Origin of the sequence: Sediminibacillus dalangtanensis (genome assembly GCF_017792025.1) — a bacterium.
Lineage (GTDB): Bacteria > Bacillota > Bacilli > Bacillales > Amphibacillaceae > Sediminibacillus > Sediminibacillus dalangtanensis.
In genome coordinates this window covers 222,547-238,884 of the sequence record NZ_CP046956.1, presented here as the reverse complement: position 1 = coordinate 238,884, position 16,338 = coordinate 222,547, and the positions used below count along the sequence as shown (strand labels likewise).

General features: G+C 45.7%; 18 protein-coding genes, 1 riboswitch and 1 other annotated feature. Of the genes, 4 read left to right on the top strand and 14 right to left on the bottom strand.

Features of this window, described 5'->3' with window-relative positions; translation table 11 throughout:
• The first annotated feature begins 7 nt into the window (after positions 1–7).
• The gene (locus ERJ70_RS01300) at positions 8–487 is read left to right on the top strand and encodes a glutathione peroxidase (protein WP_209366614.1); all 480 of its coding nucleotides are present in this window, start codon (positions 8–10) and stop codon (positions 485–487) included.
• A gap of 43 nt (positions 488–530) precedes the next feature.
• Here the strand turns inward: ERJ70_RS01300 and ERJ70_RS01295 are convergent, their stop codons facing one another.
• The 9 genes from ERJ70_RS01295 to ribD form a co-directional block, all read right to left on the bottom strand.
• A complete protein-coding gene (locus tag ERJ70_RS01295) occupies positions 531–752 on the bottom strand; it encodes a hypothetical protein (RefSeq protein ID WP_209366612.1) in 222 nt (73 codons plus the stop codon).
• A gap of 173 nt (positions 753–925) precedes the next feature.
• Complete coding sequence (gene proS / locus ERJ70_RS01290; protein WP_209366610.1) at positions 926–2,365, bottom strand: proline--tRNA ligase; 1,440 nt, start codon at positions 2,363–2,365, stop codon at positions 926–928.
• Positions 2,366–2,431: 66 nt separating this feature from the next.
• Positions 2,432–2,632, bottom strand: a binding site (T-box leader).
• A gap of 72 nt (positions 2,633–2,704) precedes the next feature.
• On the bottom strand, positions 2,705–3,025 hold the full coding sequence (locus ERJ70_RS01285; protein WP_209366608.1) for a DMT family transporter: 321 nt from the start codon (positions 3,023–3,025) through the stop codon (positions 2,705–2,707).
• 119 nt (positions 3,026–3,144) lie between these two features.
• On the bottom strand, positions 3,145–3,711 hold the full coding sequence (locus ERJ70_RS01280; protein WP_209366606.1) for a TetR/AcrR family transcriptional regulator: 567 nt from the start codon (positions 3,709–3,711) through the stop codon (positions 3,145–3,147).
• Positions 3,712–3,837: 126 nt separating this feature from the next.
• Positions 3,838–4,161, bottom strand: a complete 324-nt coding sequence (locus ERJ70_RS01275) for a hypothetical protein (RefSeq protein WP_209366604.1) — start codon at positions 4,159–4,161, stop codon at positions 3,838–3,840.
• Between the two features lie 192 nt (positions 4,162–4,353).
• Positions 4,354–4,821: a 6,7-dimethyl-8-ribityllumazine synthase gene (gene ribH / locus ERJ70_RS01270; RefSeq protein WP_209366602.1), complete on the bottom strand. Its 468-nt coding sequence runs from the start codon at positions 4,819–4,821 to the stop codon at positions 4,354–4,356.
• A gap of 19 nt (positions 4,822–4,840) precedes the next feature.
• A complete protein-coding gene (locus tag ERJ70_RS01265; protein WP_209366600.1) occupies positions 4,841–6,046 on the bottom strand; it encodes a bifunctional 3,4-dihydroxy-2-butanone-4-phosphate synthase/GTP cyclohydrolase II in 1,206 nt (401 codons plus the stop codon).
• An 11-nt stretch (positions 6,047–6,057) separates the two neighbouring features.
• Positions 6,058–6,720 carry a riboflavin synthase gene (gene ribE, locus ERJ70_RS01260; protein ID WP_209366598.1) on the bottom strand — a complete coding sequence of 221 codons (663 nt, stop codon included), beginning with the start codon at positions 6,718–6,720 and terminating at the stop codon, positions 6,058–6,060.
• On the bottom strand, positions 6,721–7,815 hold the full coding sequence (ribD, locus tag ERJ70_RS01255; protein ID WP_209369079.1) for a bifunctional diaminohydroxyphosphoribosylaminopyrimidine deaminase/5-amino-6-(5-phosphoribosylamino)uracil reductase RibD: 1,095 nt from the start codon (positions 7,813–7,815) through the stop codon (positions 6,721–6,723).
• A 207-nt stretch (positions 7,816–8,022) separates the two neighbouring features.
• Positions 8,023–8,167, bottom strand: a riboswitch (FMN riboswitch).
• A gap of 158 nt (positions 8,168–8,325) precedes the next feature.
• On the opposite strand from ribD, the gene ERJ70_RS01250 reads away from it, so the two are divergent.
• Positions 8,326–8,961, top strand: a complete 636-nt coding sequence (locus ERJ70_RS01250) for an ArsR/SmtB family transcription factor (protein WP_209366596.1) — start codon at positions 8,326–8,328, stop codon at positions 8,959–8,961.
• Between the two features lie 68 nt (positions 8,962–9,029).
• Positions 9,030–10,310, top strand: a complete 1,281-nt coding sequence (locus ERJ70_RS01245) for an MFS transporter (RefSeq protein ID WP_209366594.1) — start codon at positions 9,030–9,032, stop codon at positions 10,308–10,310.
• Positions 10,311–10,367: 57 nt separating this feature from the next.
• On the opposite strand, the gene murB is transcribed toward ERJ70_RS01245, so the two are convergent.
• The 4 genes from murB to ERJ70_RS01225 form a co-directional block, all read right to left on the bottom strand.
• A complete protein-coding gene (gene murB / locus ERJ70_RS01240) occupies positions 10,368–11,318 on the bottom strand; it encodes a UDP-N-acetylmuramate dehydrogenase (protein ID WP_256439064.1) in 951 nt (316 codons plus the stop codon).
• Between the two features lie 339 nt (positions 11,319–11,657).
• A complete protein-coding gene (locus tag ERJ70_RS01235) occupies positions 11,658–12,308 on the bottom strand; it encodes a TetR/AcrR family transcriptional regulator (protein ID WP_209366592.1) in 651 nt (216 codons plus the stop codon).
• 21 nt (positions 12,309–12,329) lie between these two features.
• Entirely contained in the window at positions 12,330–13,343 is a 1,014-nt protein-coding gene (locus tag ERJ70_RS01230) for an ABC transporter permease (protein WP_209366591.1), read from the bottom strand.
• Positions 13,340–14,059: an ABC transporter ATP-binding protein gene (locus tag ERJ70_RS01225; RefSeq protein WP_209366589.1), complete on the bottom strand. Its 720-nt coding sequence runs from the start codon at positions 14,057–14,059 to the stop codon at positions 13,340–13,342. Before ERJ70_RS01225 ends, ERJ70_RS01230 begins: the two co-directional genes overlap by 4 nt.
• A 250-nt stretch (positions 14,060–14,309) precedes the next feature.
• Here ERJ70_RS01225 and ERJ70_RS01220 point away from each other — a divergent pair, with 250 nt between their 5' ends.
• Positions 14,310–15,167, top strand: a complete 858-nt coding sequence (locus ERJ70_RS01220) for an STAS domain-containing protein (protein WP_209369077.1) — start codon at positions 14,310–14,312, stop codon at positions 15,165–15,167.
• Between the two features lie 211 nt (positions 15,168–15,378).
• Here ERJ70_RS01220 and argF read toward each other — a convergent pair whose 3' ends face one another.
• Positions 15,379–16,338: an ornithine carbamoyltransferase gene (gene argF / locus ERJ70_RS01215; protein WP_209366587.1), complete on the bottom strand. Its 960-nt coding sequence runs from the start codon at positions 16,336–16,338 to the stop codon at positions 15,379–15,381.

Genomic DNA, 16,338 nt, shown 5'->3' with positions numbered 1-16,338 from the left:
GTTTTGCATGAACATATACGATTTTTCTGCCACTTCGATTTCAGGCGAAGAATTACCGCTTCAAAAGTATAAAGGAAAGGCGATGTTGATCGTCAATACGGCCAGCAAATGTGGATTTACACCTCAGTATCAAGGCTTGCAACAGTTGTATGATAAATTCCAGGATGATGGTTTAGTCGTGCTGGGCTTTCCCAGCAATCAGTTTATGAATCAGGAGCCAGGTTCAGAGGAAACAATCCAAACCTTCTGCGAAGTAAATTATGGGGTAACCTTTCCATTGTTCAGCAAAATCGACGTCAAAGGAAAAAACGCCCATCCACTTTTTGCTTATTTAAGTAAGCAAGCTCCTGGCATCCTTTCCGGACAAATCAAGTGGAACTTCACTAAGTTTTTAGTCGATAAGGACGGACATGTCGTTAAACGATACGCCCCGTCGACCAAACCAGAGAGTATAGAAACGGACATCCAACAGCTTCTTTCTTCCTAAAAGGCTGCGGCCTCCCCCCGAAGGGAGAAGCCGCAGCCTTAAGTTATTGATCTTTTTCCTTTTCTTTATCGGTTTCGATATCTTTATAAGAAGTCGTTTTCTTTCTGTCCGCTTTTTCATCTTTTTCTACCTGATCAATCGGGAAATCCTCCTGCGGTTCAGCAAACGTATCACGTTTATCCTGTTTTTCTTTGGACTCCTTGAACTTGATTTCATCCTTTTGGTCCGGGAGCATGCTGCCCCTCTCACGTTCCGACTTGTCCATGCTACCACCCTCCACTATGAAGTGTTTCTTTACTGTTCCCTTCAGGGGCAGGAGGACAAACCTGTTTCTGCGTCTTCCTTTTATGCTTTTTTTGATTAGCCATAGACCCCAGCAACTAGCGGAGACTTCCTTTGCCTCCGTACCGTGATTTTCGGGTATCCTCCGCTTTTTTATTAATATGCTTTAGCCCAGTAGACCAGCTCTTTTGCTGGTTTTTGGCAGCAGACACAGGTGTCCGCGACTTTTTCCTGTTCAAACGGGATACAGCGGGAAGTTGCGGTGGTTTCATCTTTTATTTGATCCTCGCATTGCTGATCTCCGCACCACATTGCTTTAATAAACCCGGGATTTTGCTCCAAATTCTGTTTGAACTCCTCCATGTTTGTCGCAACACTGGTTTTCTCTTCGCGATGCTTCTTGGCCTTTTCAAACAAGTTCCGCTGGATATCCTCCAACAATTCCGGGATGGCCTTTTCCAGTTCACCGATCGGTGTAAACAATTTCTCACCGGTATCTCTGCGGACCAATACAGCTTGCCCTTTTTCGATATCCTTCGGTCCGATTTCCAACCGGATCGGAACACCTTTCATCTCATACTCATTGAATTTCCAACCAGGCATCTTATCACTGGCATCGATGTCGACCCGGGCGATGTTGCCAAGCTGTTCTTTCAACTGATACGCCTTGTCGAGCACCCCTTCTTTATGTTGGGCGACTGGTACAATCATCACTTGCTTAGCGGCGATTTTCGGCGGGACTACCAGGCCGCGGTTATCCCCGTGAACCATGATCATGGCTCCGATCGATCTAGTCGTGAACCCCCAGGATGTTTGATGAACAGGCTGCAATTCACCCGCTTCATCGGTAAAGCGGATATCGAACGCTTCTGCAAAACCGGTCCCCAAATGGTGGGATGTTCCCGCCTGCAGTGCTTTCCCATCATGCATCAAGCTTTCAATCGTCAACGTATAAGCTGCCCCAGCAAACTTTTCTTTCTCTGTTTTCTTTCCTTTTAGAACAGGAATCGCCATGTAATCCTCGAAAACACTCGCATACACATCGAGCATTTGCCGTGTTTCCTTCGCCGCATCTTCTTCAGACGCATGACAAGTATGTCCTTCCTGCCACAGGAATTCAAGGGAGCGAAGAAACGGCCTGGTCGTTTTTTCCCAGCGCACAACGTTACTCCATTGATTGTACAGCTTTGGTAAATCGCGGTAGGAGTGAATGATTTTTGCATAATGCTCAGCAAAAAGCACCTCGGAGGTCGGACGGACAACCAGTCGCTCTTGTAGCTCTTCATCACCGCCGTGTGTTACCCAGGCAACCTCCGGAGCAAATCCCTCGATATGGTCTTTTTCTTTTTGCAGCATACTTTCCGGGATGAACAGTGGAAAATACATATTTTCATGCCCGGTTTCTTTTATTTTTGCATCGAGAATGTCCCGGATGTTTTCCCAAATTGCGTATCCTTCAGGTCTGATGATCATCGATCCTCGTACAGGACCGTAATCGACCAAGTCAGCCTGCTTTACGACGTCCGTGTACCATTGGGCAAAATCGTCTTCCATTGCGGTGACTTTTTCTACAAATTGCTTGTTCTTTTTGGCCATTTTCAACCACCTTTTCTTTTCCTATTTTCCGTTAGTACGTTGATAAACAAAAAACCCCGATCCCTAAAAAGGGACCGAGGTCTGGTGGTACCACCCTTGTTCACAGTTACCTGTGCACTCTTTCTTTGATAACGGATGTCTCCGCTTGTATCTTATCGATACTGAGCTCCAAGGCAGGTTCCTGGATAGCTGTACGGAAATTCTCACCAACCATTTCCTCTCTGCGGCACCGCTACTTCCAGTACTAATCCTTGTCATTGCTTTTCGTAAATTCAAATGTATAAATACTATATGAATTAACCGGCTCCTTGTCAAGTTGTCCAGGCTACGCGGTAAAGGTCAGGCCCCTTGTGGCATATTCAGGACCACGACACCAATTACAATAGCCGTCACTCCAACCAGCGTTTGAATAGAAAATTGCTCTTTCCAAAATACAATGCCAATCATCACGGTCATCACGGTGCCGATGCCGGCCCACAAAGCATAAGTAAGCCCCATTGGCAGTTCTTTCAACGCCAATGCCAGAAAATAAAAGGATGCACCATAACTCATGATCGCCATTACACCCGGAATCAGCTTTGTAAACCCTGCAGACATCTTCAACATCGAGCTTCCGACGATCTCACTGATAATGGCTCCTGCCAATAGTAAATATGCCATCTTGAATACCTCCCTGCTTCCGTTTTCTGATTTTCTTTCCCGGATTCCCGGTTAAAAAACCAATAAACTATAAACGTTTTTATCGTTTATTTATACAAAAATCAAAGAATAAAAGCGTCTTATCTTTTATTCTCTGGTACCAATCCATATAACAGGATATCGACAATTTGGGACAAAGCTTCTGCTACGGTTATGTTGTTTTTATTGAAAAAGTGCTGGTCTAACGTCGTATTGATTGCCTCGATCAGCACCTTCATGATAACAGGAATCGAGTAGTTGGAAACAATTTCACCCGTTTCGATGCCCTGCTCGATCAATTTCTGCAAATCATCCCAGTCTTCTTCCAGTGCATCTTCCATCTTCACCCATTGATCGGGATAATACCGTTTCATTTCATCCAGTATCGGGCGATCATAGATTTGGTGATATTCCGGCAGCACTTGCATCAATTGCTTGATTTTGTCGATGAATGAAATAGAATCATCAGCCATCAATTGATTCGTCTTCTGATCTGTCTCTTCTAAAATATTATCTACGATGGTTTCAATTATTTCTTCCTTCGAGGAAAAATGCTCATAAATCGTTTTTTTACTAATCCCTAGTTGGTTGGTAATATCATCTACCGTGAAACGCATCCCGCTTTGCTGTATTTCCTCGACAACCTGCTTGATAATTCTTTCTTTCACGCTATGACCCCTTCTAGATTATCTCCATGAATAAAATAAATCATGGAAACTTATTCAGTTTTTCTAGTTTCCATTTTATCTAGGTTTCTTCCAGTTGTCAAACTTTTCGTTTTTGCTGAAACACTGCTACCCTACTTGGCCGCCGTATCTTTCAGCGAGCTCATCGGCAAGCTCGGCAATTAGCTCGATATTCCATTCCGCCTTACGGTTATCCGCTATTTCCAGCCAAAGCCTTCCGTGTTTTGGCCAATAGGTGACCTCGAGTACCCCTTTTTGTCTTTCTTTTTTTGCGTGCCAATGGTAACAGCCTTTTTTTGTACTTAAGGTGGTTCTTTGGGTGATGGTCAAAGCAAAGCGCTCGATCAGTTCTTCGATTTCATCGCAAATGAACTGTTCATCCATAGGCTTTACATTGCCTAAATTACTTTCAAAGATTTCATACGTAATCACCGAATCCCTCCTATGGTTATCTTACCACTAGACAATCATCTTTGGGATATTGAAAAATATACGGCATTATTCCATCTGATTACTACGTTTCCTTGTGCTAGAGAATAACGTTGCTAAAAATTTTCCATCGAGCAGTAAAAAACCGCAAAACCCTCAAGGCAGGGCTGCCCGGTTTTCTTTGCATTTAGTGCTTCAAGCCAGGTTTTTCAACAAGTTGGCCATTTCTATTGCTGAAACAGCTGCTTCTGCTCCTTTGTTGCCGGCTTTTGTCCCGGCCCTTTCGATCGCTTGTTCAATCGTATCTGTCGTCAGCACCCCAAAAATAACCGGCAGATCCTCCTGTATGGAAACATTTGCTACTCCTTTTGAAACTTCACTGCTTACATAATCAAAATGTGGAGTCGATCCCCTGATAACCGTCCCTAGGGCAATCACCGCATCATACTTTTTGGAAGCAGCCATTTTTTTCGTAACCAACGGTATTTCGAACGCGCCAGGAACCCAGGCAACCGATACATCGTCTTCCGACACTCCGTGTCTCCTCAATGCATCCTGGGCACCGCTTAATAATTTGTTGGTGATGAACTCATTGAACCTTCCAACCACGATTCCGATCTTTAAATCTGTACCTACCAGGTTTCCTTCATAAACATTTGTCATTTTATTATCCTCCTTGAAATCAGTTGCTGCTGGGAAAATCAAATAAATGGTCAAGCTTTGCTTTTTTCGTTTGCAAGTATCTTTCATTGTTTTTGTTTGCCGGTATTTGGATTGCTTTTCTTTCCGTCACTTCCAACCCATAATCGCTCAACCCGGAAATTTTCCGCGGGTTATTGGTCAATAGCTGCAGCTTCCGGACGCCAAGGTCCTTTAACATTTGGGCACTAACTGCATAGTCTCGTAAGTCTGCTGGAAAACCCAGCTGGTGGTTTGCTTCGACAGTGTCAAAACCTTGCTCCTGCAGCTTGTAAGCCTTCAGTTTATTCAGCAAGCCAATTCCTCTACCTTCCTGACGCATGTATATCAGCACGCCAGTTCCAGCTGCCTCGATCTCTTGCAGAGCCTGCTCGAGCTGTGGTCCGCAATCACAGCGATGGGAACCAAAAACATCTCCCGTCAAACATTCTGAGTGAATCCGCACGAGGACAGGTTTCTCTGGACTTATCTCACCCTTGAAAAGGGCGAGGTGCTCCTTGCCTGTGAATTTTTCCGTGTAAGCAGTGAGATTAAATTCCCCATAGGCTGTCGGCAGCTTGATCGTTATTTCTTTATTGATCAAGATATCATTCACTTTACGGTAGGCAACTAAGTCTTGAATGGTGATCAGCGATAAGTCAAACCGTTCTGCCATTTTCTCCAACTCCGGCAGCCTCGCCATGGTGCCATCCCCGTTCATGATTTCACAGATCACGCCTGCGGGCTTAGAACCTGCAAGTTTCGCCAGGTCGACTGCAGCCTCCGTATGACCCGTACGCTCGAGAACACCGGCCTGTTTGGCGACCAACGGGAACACGTGACCCGGCCGTTTAAAAGCAGCCGCTTCTGTCTTCTCCTCAATCAATTTTTGGATGGTCAGTGCCCGGTCGTAAGCACTGATTCCTGTGTCGGTTTCCTCGTGGTCGATACTGATGGTAAACGCCGTTCCATAGGTGTCGCTGTTTTCTTCCACCATAGCCGGCAGACGCAATTTATCGGCCAGCTCTTTGTCCATCGGGGCACAGATGAGCCCCCTGCCTTCCTTGGCCATGAAGTTGATCGATTCAGGAGTGGCATGCTCTGCAAGCATAACCAAATCCCCTTCGTTTTCCCGGTTTTCATCGTCAACGACAATGACCATTTTTCCTGCCCGCAAGTCTTGTAATGCCTCGTCTATCGTTTGGAACATAACTAGTCCTCCTAATCTAAAAAGCCAAATTGCTGTAGTTTTTCCGCGGTTACTTTCCCGGCCGTTCCTTCTGCAGAAGATTGATATTTTGCCGCCAGGAGACGATCGATGTATTTTGCCAGCACGTCATATTCCAGGTTGACGGTTTCTCCTGTCTGCTTTTCAGCGAGAATGGTTGCCCGCTGCGTTTCGGGAATCAACGAGATCGTAAAAGCCGATGGATGGACGGCAAACACGGTCAAGGAAGTGCCGTCCACTGCGACTGACCCCTTTTCCGAAAGATATGGTATCCCCTCTGAGGAGACTTCGATGGTTATATAAACTGCATTTGCTTCTTTCCATTTATGGGTGATGATACCTACCGCGTCTACATGCCCGGAGACAAAATGCCCCCCGAATCGATCCTGAGCACGCATGGCCCGTTCCAAATTAACGTAAGTTCCAGGAGCGACATCGGACAGCGAGGAGGTACGGAATGTTTCGGGAATGATGTCCACCGTAAAGTCAGTCTCTTGAAAAGACGTGACGGTCAGACAGACACCATTCACCGAAATACTGTCGCCTATTCTCACATCGCTTGTCACCGTTTCAGCCGCTATGTTCATCGTCAACGACTCCTGCTTGCGATGAATGGATGTTACTTTTCCCTTTTCTTCGACAATACCAGTAAACAATCACTCCGCCTCCTTTTTTGGTATGGCAATGACTTTGAGGTCGCCGCCGATTTTTTCGACCGATTTAATGTCCAGCTGTTTTGCTTGTCCCATCCGTTCCGGCGAGACACCACCCACCACTGAAATGGCATCACTGCCACCAAGAAGGAGCGGAGCAATATACCAATGACACTCATCAAACAATCCTGTTTCGATAAAAGAGCCATGAACGGCACTTCCGCCTTCTACATAGACAGACTGAACACCCTCATCTCCCAGCAGTTTCAACACGGAGTCCAGTTCTACTTTCTTTGTGCCGAGCTGGAATACTTTCACATGCGGTTTTATCAGCTTGGATTGCTCCGTGTCGGCTGAGGAGCCACAAATCAACCACGTTGGCGCTTCGGGACTAGTCAGCAGGTGGCTGCCAGCAGGAATGCGCAAATCGCTGTCCAGCACAATACGGATCGGCTGTTTGCCGCCTTCCGGAAGCCTGACAGTCAGGCGCGGGTCATCTGCCATTACTGTTCCAATACCGACCAGAACAGCGTCATGAAGGTCACGCTGCCGATGAACATCCTCTCTTGCCGCTGCCGACGTGACCCAGCGGCTGTCACCAGTACTGGCTGCCGTTTTGCCGTCCAAAGTCATGGCCGCTTTCAATGTAACGAAAGGTGACTTTTCTCTGATTTGTTTAAAAAACCGGCGATTGAGCTCCACCGCCTTTTCCTGTCTCAAGCCCACTTCGACCTCGATTCCTGCCTGACGCAACCTTTCCACACCACGGCCCGCCACTTCGGGATTGGGATCCAAACACGCAATGTAGACTTTCGCTAATTGATGTTCCACAATTAAATCGGCACATGGCGGAGTTTTGCCATGATGGGAGCACGGTTCCAAGGTGACATACATCACTGCATCTGCCGCCGCTTCTCCCGCTTGTCTCAACGCATGCACTTCTGCATGTGCACTCCCTGCCTGCAAGTGGCTGCCCATGCCGATCACGTTGCCGTCTTTCACGACGACCGCACCGACAGAAGGGTTCGGACTCGTTTGTCCAATGGTCACTTCTGCCAATGCCAACGCTGTATCCATATAGGTTTCTTTTGATGCCAAATCCTTCATCCTCTCATTCCCTGGAGCAAAGAGTTTCCATTTCTCATTTTGAACGTAAAAAAGCCCCGGTAGATGCCGGGGCTTTTAAAAATCGGTAAAGTTAAGCAGGGACGATCTTCTTCGGGAATACGGCAAAGAATGCAGAAGGCATGCTTATGCCCGCGGCTTTTTCCGTATCCTGAATAAAACGTCACTACTGTGCTGTTTCGCTTCCTTTTCCCATCCAGACTTTAACTGTCGGCTTTGGAATTTCACCAAATCCACCGCTGCGTACGCAAACGGGTCACGGACTGAGGACATGAACTTGTCCATCACCGCCGGTCGGGATTTACACCCTGCCCCAAAGGAATTTCGTATTTAATTAAAGACATCATAGCATTATTTTGTGAAAAATGCATCTAACTAGCCTTGTGAAAATTTCTCCAAATTACCTTGTGTGTAACCTATGAACATGTTAGTATACGGTTAAATAAATTTTACCGTGTAATTTTAACAAAGGGGTGACTTGGGATGAAACAATTAATGGTGTTAGAGACTTATGAACAGTTAAAATCTTTGAGCGATCCTTTCCGGAGTCAGCTAGTGATGCGGCTGATGGAACAGCCATACACCGGGCAGCAATTAGCCGCCCAATTCAACCTCTCCAGGGCAAAGATTCATTATCACCTGCAGGAGTTAGCCAAAAATGGACTAGTCGAGATTGTGAAAACAGAAGAAAAAAACGGAATCGTTCAAAAATTTTACCAATCCACCGCAAGAGGGTTTACGCCTTCGGAAGAACTGCTTCCGTATAAAGAAGAATTAAGTGAATCAATCCGGCAAATGTACACCCGCATGCTGGAAAGGACGAAAATGAGGGTAATCACCGCTCCAGAGAATGCCTTTAAGCAAGAGACTGCTATAACCCAACCTGCGGAATGGTCACATCTTGGCTCGACATGGGAAATCTCGGCAACGGAGGAAGATTTCAAGCAATGGATCAAAAAGTTTTTTGATCTAATAGATGAATTAAGGGCCCTAAGCGCCGAGACGGAAAACCATCCGGACCAAAAGCTATACAGCATTACAGCCTTTGGATTTGAAATCGACGAGTCGTTATTTCAAAAACGAGAAATAAAAAATCAATCAAAAAAAGAATCCGAATAGGTTCTTTTTTTAAGGTGACGGTCATTTTTTTTTGACCGTGTGATTTTTTTAAAACTAGGAGGCGGAAAATGAACTTACTATGGACCAATCGAAACTTTCTATTGTTGTTTATTGGCAGAATTGTCACCAATATCGGGGACAGCATTTACTATGTAGCTGCCATGTGGCTTGTTTACGATTTAGGCGGCAGTGCATTTTACTCTGGTTTGGCGGGATTTTTAACGTTACTTCCGACGGCGTTACAGTTTTTCACGGGACCGTTTGTCGATAAATGGCCGATTAAAAAAGTACTTGTGTTTACCCAGCTGCTGCAATGCCTCCTGATTTTAATCATTCCGATGGCTCACTGGCTCGGTTTTTTGACCGTTCATCTCATCCTGATCATCATGCCATTGGTCGCTTTTATTGAACAGTTTGCCTATCCTTCCCAAACAAAAGCGCTTGTCCATATTCTTTCCAGACAACAGCTTGTAAAGGGAAATTCCTTGTTCGCTTTTGCCTATCAGGGGATTGACTTGCTATTCAATGCCGTTTCCGGAATCCTCGTTGCTATCGTAGGGGCTGTCTCTCTCTATCTTGCAGATTCCATGACATTTGCTTTGGCAGCTCTCTTGTTCACTATGTGTAAACTTCCATGGGCCGAAGAAAAGAAGAAAGAAAAAGCATCAATAAAACAGACATTCCTGGACTATAAGACGGAATTGAAGCAGGGATTTTCACTTGTTTTCCGTTCATTGCTGGCGAGTTTTTTAATTGGATCGGTCGTCTGCAACTTTGCAATAGGCGCGGGATTAGCCGTCCTTCCCAGTTTGGGGGCGGAGCTTGGGGGAGCGGAAATATACGGTTTTTACTTGGCGGCTATGTCTACCGGTTCCCTGCTTGGAGCATTGACCAGTACTTTTTTCGGCCGGTTTCCTGTGGGGAAGCTTTCCATTCTGACGTTTTTTTTCGGGTCTTGTTGCTGGGTCGCCAGTACATTTCTATCACCTGTCCTTTTGGGAGCGGTACTATTCGGGTTGGCTTGGGTACCGGTTGGTGCGACCAATGTTTTGTTTGCTGCCGTAATGCAATCCGTTGTCCCGCTCCATTTATTAGGACGTGTCAATACCGTTTCCCGCAGTATGAGTGCTTCAGCTATGCCGATTGGGTCGCTGGCTGGCGGATACCTTGCTTCTGCATTCTCCCCTTCCCTGATTTTCAGCTGTGCCGGAGTGGGCTTGCTGATTGTGACAATCGTCTGGCTCTGTCATTCCGGACTTCGCCAGCTGCCAAAATCGGATGAGATGACTGCAGAAACCTTCGATTTGCCCACTGATATGAAAGAAAACCGAGCGGGTTCGAATCTTTAGGATTTCGAATCATCGTTCGGTTTTTGCTTTGGTCTCTAAATTGCCCCAGTCACTTTTTCAATTTTGCTTTACTGCTTTAACCGTTTCCGCATCGGCATCTTCTCCGATGATTTTCACTTCTCTTTCCAAGAACACACCGAACTTATCCTTGACTGTCTTTTGTACCAGCTCAATAACAGAGATATATTCGGTTGCTGTCGCATTGTTTTTGTTGACAATGAAACCAGCATGCTTCGTGGAGACTTCAGCGCCCCCGATTCCTTTCCCCTGTAACTCGCTGTCTTGGATCAACTTGCCGGCAAAATAACCCGGCGGGCGCTTAAAAACACTGCCGCATGATGGATATTCGAGAGGCTGCTTGGACTCCCGTTTATACGTCAGGTCATCCATAACTGCTTTGATGCTCTGATATTTTCCTGGCTGGAGTTTAAATTTCGCTTCTAAAACGATGTATCCATTGTCGGGGATATTGCTGGTCCGGTATTCCAGATCGAGGTCTTTGGCAGGAAGGGTCAATAGTGTCCCATCCCGATCGACGACCACCGCCTCTTCTAACACATCTTTGATTTCCCCGCCGTAAGCCCCTGCATTCATAAACAGGGCGCCTCCCACTGTACCTGGGATTCCGCAGGCAAATTCCAAGCCGGTCAGTCTCTCCTTTAATGCCCGGCGTGAAACATCGATAATAGCTGCACCGCTTTGGGCAAATATCGTACCGGACTCGACCCGAATATCCTGAAATTGCTTTTGACTCATGACAATGCCGCGAATTCCACCGTCCTTCACAATCATATTGGAGCCGTTGCCAAGAAGCGTGAACGGGATGTTTTCCCGCCTGGCAAGCTTCACCAGCTCCTGAACTTCAGAAAATGTTTCCGGCGTGACAAGAATATCCGCCTTTCCGCCAAGACGGGTGTACGTATGGTTTTTCAGCAGCTCATCCAGCATAATATTTTCTTCAGCTGTTATATGTGATATTTCCTGATAAACATGTTCGATATTTATCAAATTAAATCATTCCTTTGGATTGTCCTCTTCGTTGATGGTTAAAAGCGACACAGAAATCTCTTTTCCCATAACCTTGATTATAACAGGTGGACGTAACAGCGCCAACTCCGATTTTCCCAATCTTTATCTGTTTCATTAAAAGGTTATGTCTACTCAGAAGAATTCGTGCCTATTCATCCGATCCCCCTATCACCTACCCGTTGGCCGACCAGCCAAACATCCTAAAAATGCAAAGAGGCCGGGACAGAAGCACGGACACCAAAACAAAAACCGAACGAATTGTGGAATCGTTCGATTTTTATTTTGGTCACGATGCTTTTGACCCAGGCTCTTTCTATGTTATGCTTCAATGCCTTTCAAAATAAAATCAATGAGATGCTCCACTTCCCGCGCCTCATCCCACTCAGCATCAGGATTCAAAAGAAAACGGGTGACGATGAATCCTAGTATGGGGGAGACTATAAAACGGACCATAGTATTAATCGGCATTTCTTTAAGCAGTCCCGCTTCCTGAAATCTCGTAACTGTCTGCTTGATTCTCGGATACACCTGTTCAAGGAACGATTCCTCGATGATCATCTTGATTTCCGGGTGAAAGGCAAACTCCTGGAGTACTATCCGCAAAATCGCGACATTCTGTCTAGCAAAGTCCAACCGATTGTAAATGAATATTCTTAACAGCTCGTCAAAACCATGAAATTCCCGATTAAAAATATTTTCGACCATATTGCTGGCAAACACAGGAACAGCAAGCTTGAGCACTCCTGGCTTCACAATAGCCAATAACAGATCCTTTTTTGCCGGGTAATGGCGAAAAATGGTCCCTTCCGCTACCCCGGCACGCTTTGCGATTTCGCTTGTGGCTGTTGCTGCATACCCTTTCTCGGCAAATATTTCAATTGCAGCTGCAAGTATGTTTGCTTGCTTTTCGGTTAACCTTATCTCTTGTTCATCCACTTTCAATAATTCTCTTAAATAGGACTCTTGCATATGTTGACCCTCACCTTATCGTTATTTTCGGTATGCTTTAAGTGTACCAAGATTCAAAAGATAAAATAACAGAGAAAATCCAAGGACAACATAGAGATCGACCTGTATTTCCGCCAGTCCGTTCCCTTTAATCATGATTTCCTTGAGGGCATCAGCTCCATAGGAAATCGGCATAACGTATTCTAAATACGCCACCCAGTCAGCAGCGTTATCCAGACTGAACATCCCTGAAAAAAACGCCTGTGGAACGATGACGATTGGGATAAACTGCATTAGTTGAAATTCATTTCTGGCAAAAGAGGATAGCAGGATGCCGAGTGTGAGTGCACTCAATGAAAGTAGCATGGTAACCAGAATGACAAGCCATAAGGATCCGTTAAGCGGAATTCCCAAAACGTAAACAGCATACAACGCGACGATAAACGACTGAAGCACTGCGAACAACCCAAAACCGCTGATATAACCGAGAATGATTTCCCAACCGTTCAGCGGCATGGCGAACAGCCGCTCCATCGTGCCCTGTGACCTTTCCCGCAAAAAGGAAATACCACCTACTAAAAACACGAAGAAAAACGCAAAGAACCCAATCAAAACCGGCCCCGTATAATCAAATGTTGTCTCTGCATTCTCTTCATATAAATATTCCATGGATATATCCGGAGCCTGCCTGTCTGACCGGGATGCCAATGCCTCCTGCAATCCCATTTTCACAGCCTCGCTTTGATTAGGTTCGCTATTGTCCACCGTGACATGGATACGTTGTCCATCTGCTTCGAGGATGGCGTCGATTTCCGAATCGGCAAGCGCCTGGCCGGGATCCTCCACGTCGACGATTTCGAGCATGCTATCCTGCACTGCTGCTTCAAGCGGAGCAGGAGCCCCCTCGACTGCTAGCTTTGGTTGAGAAGCCTCCTGGTCCAACACCAGCCAGGTCAACGTCAAAATCAATAACGGGGCAACAATCATCAAGGCAAGGGACCGCTTATCGTGAATAAATTGACGCAGAATCCGAACTACAATCGCCTTTATTTTCATGCCTTTCCCCTCCCATAAATTAGAAATGCCTGCTCAATCGAATCCGTACCGGTTTCCTGCTTTAACGCATCAGGAGAACCATGGGCAATGATATTCCCATCCCTTAACAGCCCTAACGTGTCACATCGTTCCGCTTCATCCATCACATGGGTGGTTACGATGATTGTTGTCCCCCGTCTTTTCAAATCAGCAAACCTGCCCCAAATTTTATTGCGCAATAAAGGATCGATCCCAACCGTCGGTTCATCCAGAATTAACAATTCCGGCTGATGAATCAACGCAGCTGCTAATGATAACCGCCGCTTCATACCGCCAGAAAAACCATGGACGATTTTATGCTTGCTGTCTTGCAATTCAACATCCTCCAACACTTGGTCGATACGTACGGCCGCTTGTTTTTTCTGCACTCCGTAAATGGCTGCAAAAAAAGCGAGGTTTTCCTTTGCAGTCAGCTCATGATAGAGGGCATCCGCCTGTGCCATATAACCAATGGATCCCATCGTTTGCAGTGACGGCATCCTGGTATCCAATACAACCACTGCTCCTGCAGTTGGTGTTAGCGTGCCAACGATCGTTTTTACAAGCGTCGTTTTTCCTGACCCGGATGGACCGAGCAAACCAAATATTCCTCCCGAGCCGATTGACAGGTTAATATCCTGCAAAACCTGCTGCCTATCGAATGAATGCGATACATGCCGCAATTTCACTATCTCCATATCAGGCCCTCCTCTTGTGAGTGATTACTCACTTTTATCATACTCATATTCTTAGAGTTTGACAACAATTTTTTCCAATCATCCTTGATGGCACCCTATTAATTTTAAACGTACAAGGATTTTGATATAATAGTGTCACTATTAAAATGTTAAGCAGCAACGCTTGAAATAGAAACAGTCAGTTTATCTTATAATTCCTATTTTAAGGAAAGGAACGTGAAGAATCTTGGATTGGTATTACGAAGAAGGGATGAGCGTTAAGGATTTTCTCATCCAAAACAAACAGCCATTTGAAGAAAAATTACTAAATGAAGCAGTAAATGTCCGGGATAAAATCGAAGAAATTCGTGTTATTGGCAATATCAATTTATTGGAGAACGCGCTTAAGATTGTCCTCTATGTTGTGGACGGTCAAAAAGATGAAGTGGTGGCTTTTGCAAGAAAAGAAGGAATTGCATGGGCCAATTATTCCCTGACACTTGCATTTAAACTGGAGTGGGTACAGGCGATCCGCAGAACCTTATGGGTTGCTTTACACGACTATGAGTTGCTGTCCGGAATGGATGTAGACAGAGAGCGATTCTACGAAACGGAAAGCAACATCAATGCTTTAATCGACGAATTTCTTAACGGATTTTTTATCAGTTATTCCAAATATAAAGATGAATTGATCGAAGCACAGCAGGAGATGGTTGAAAATCTCTCCGTCCCGATTATACCTGTTACACCAAATGTGTGTATTCTCCCCTTGATTGGCGAAATTGACGCTTCCCGTGTCAACACCATCGAGGAAAAGGTGTTAATGGAAATTGGCAGGCTGCGCATTCGCACCTTGATTATGGATTTGTCAGGTATTTTGGAAATGGAGTCCAATATCGCCACAAACTTTTTAAAACTGTTAGACGGGATTGGCATGATGGGCTGTACCCCAGTTATCACAGGGTTACGTCCGGAAACGGTTCGAAATTTGATGGCACAGGACCTGATTTTCGATAACAAAGCGGAAATAAAAGGAACCTTGCAGCAAGCCCTCGATGAGTATTTAGTCAATCAACGAGTGGAACAAAACTATAGTGCAGGCACCTTAAACTTAAACAAAAACATATAGATATTGTTAAAGGGGTTGTCCGATTGGTTTTGGACAACCCCTTTTTTGGCTCTATTCAAATGTTGTTGTTTATTAATCGGCATGCTTGATAGAAGCTGCACATGAGATAAAGTGCTAATCCTGCGTTACGGAAAAACACTCGATTTCCGGGGAGAATGCTTCCACATCTCCACATCGGTACGACTGATGTGCCAATACGTTTCCATGTTCCTCATCCCATCAGGGCGGTCATTAAAGCTTTCTGGGCATGGAGTCTGTTCTCTGCCTGTTGGAAGACGACCGAACTTTCCCCATCAATCACGTCTGCCGCTACTTCTTCCCCACGGTGGGCGGGCAGGCAGTGCATAAAAACAGCATCCGGTTGAGCCAGTTCAAGTAACTTCTTGTTCACCTGAAAACCGATAAATGCCTGCTCACGCACCGATTGTTCGCTTTCCTGCCCCATACTGGCCCATACATCGGTGTAAACGACGTCTGCTTGATCGAGAGCAGCGTGAACATCAGTAGTCACCTCTACTTTCCTTCCATTCAGTGCCGCAAGCGACTGGGCTTGCTGGGTGATAGCTTTTTCGGGTTGATATCCTCCAGGAGCAGCTATACAAACATCCAGACCCATGATGGCCCCACCAAGCATCAAGGAATGGGCCATGTTATTGCCGTCACCGATATAAGCAAGTTTGACTCCGGACAATCCGCCCTTTACCTCTTCAATCGTTTGCAGGTCTGCGAGAACCTGACATGGATGATAACTGTCCGTCAAACCGTTGATAACTGGAATTGTGGCACTTTCAGCCAGCTCCTTTACCACTTGCTGGGAGAAAGTCCGAATCATAATGCCGTCCAAATAACCGGAAAGCACTTTGGCTGTATCCGAAATTGGTTCCCCTCTGCCAATTTGGATATCATCAGAACTTAGAAACAATCCTGTGCCACCCAATTGATAAATCCCAGCTTCAAAAGAAACGCGTGTACGGGTCGACGATTTTTCAAAAATCATTCCCAGGGTTTTACCCTGCAAAGGCTGCTCTACTATTCCCCGCAGACGTTGTTTTTTCAGATAAGCAGCCAGTTCCAGTAAATAGGCGATTTCCGGTTTGCTGAGATCGGCAAGCGTCAAAAAATCCTTTCCTGCCAGTTGCTGCTCCATACTGACTTCTTTCGTCAATCCCAT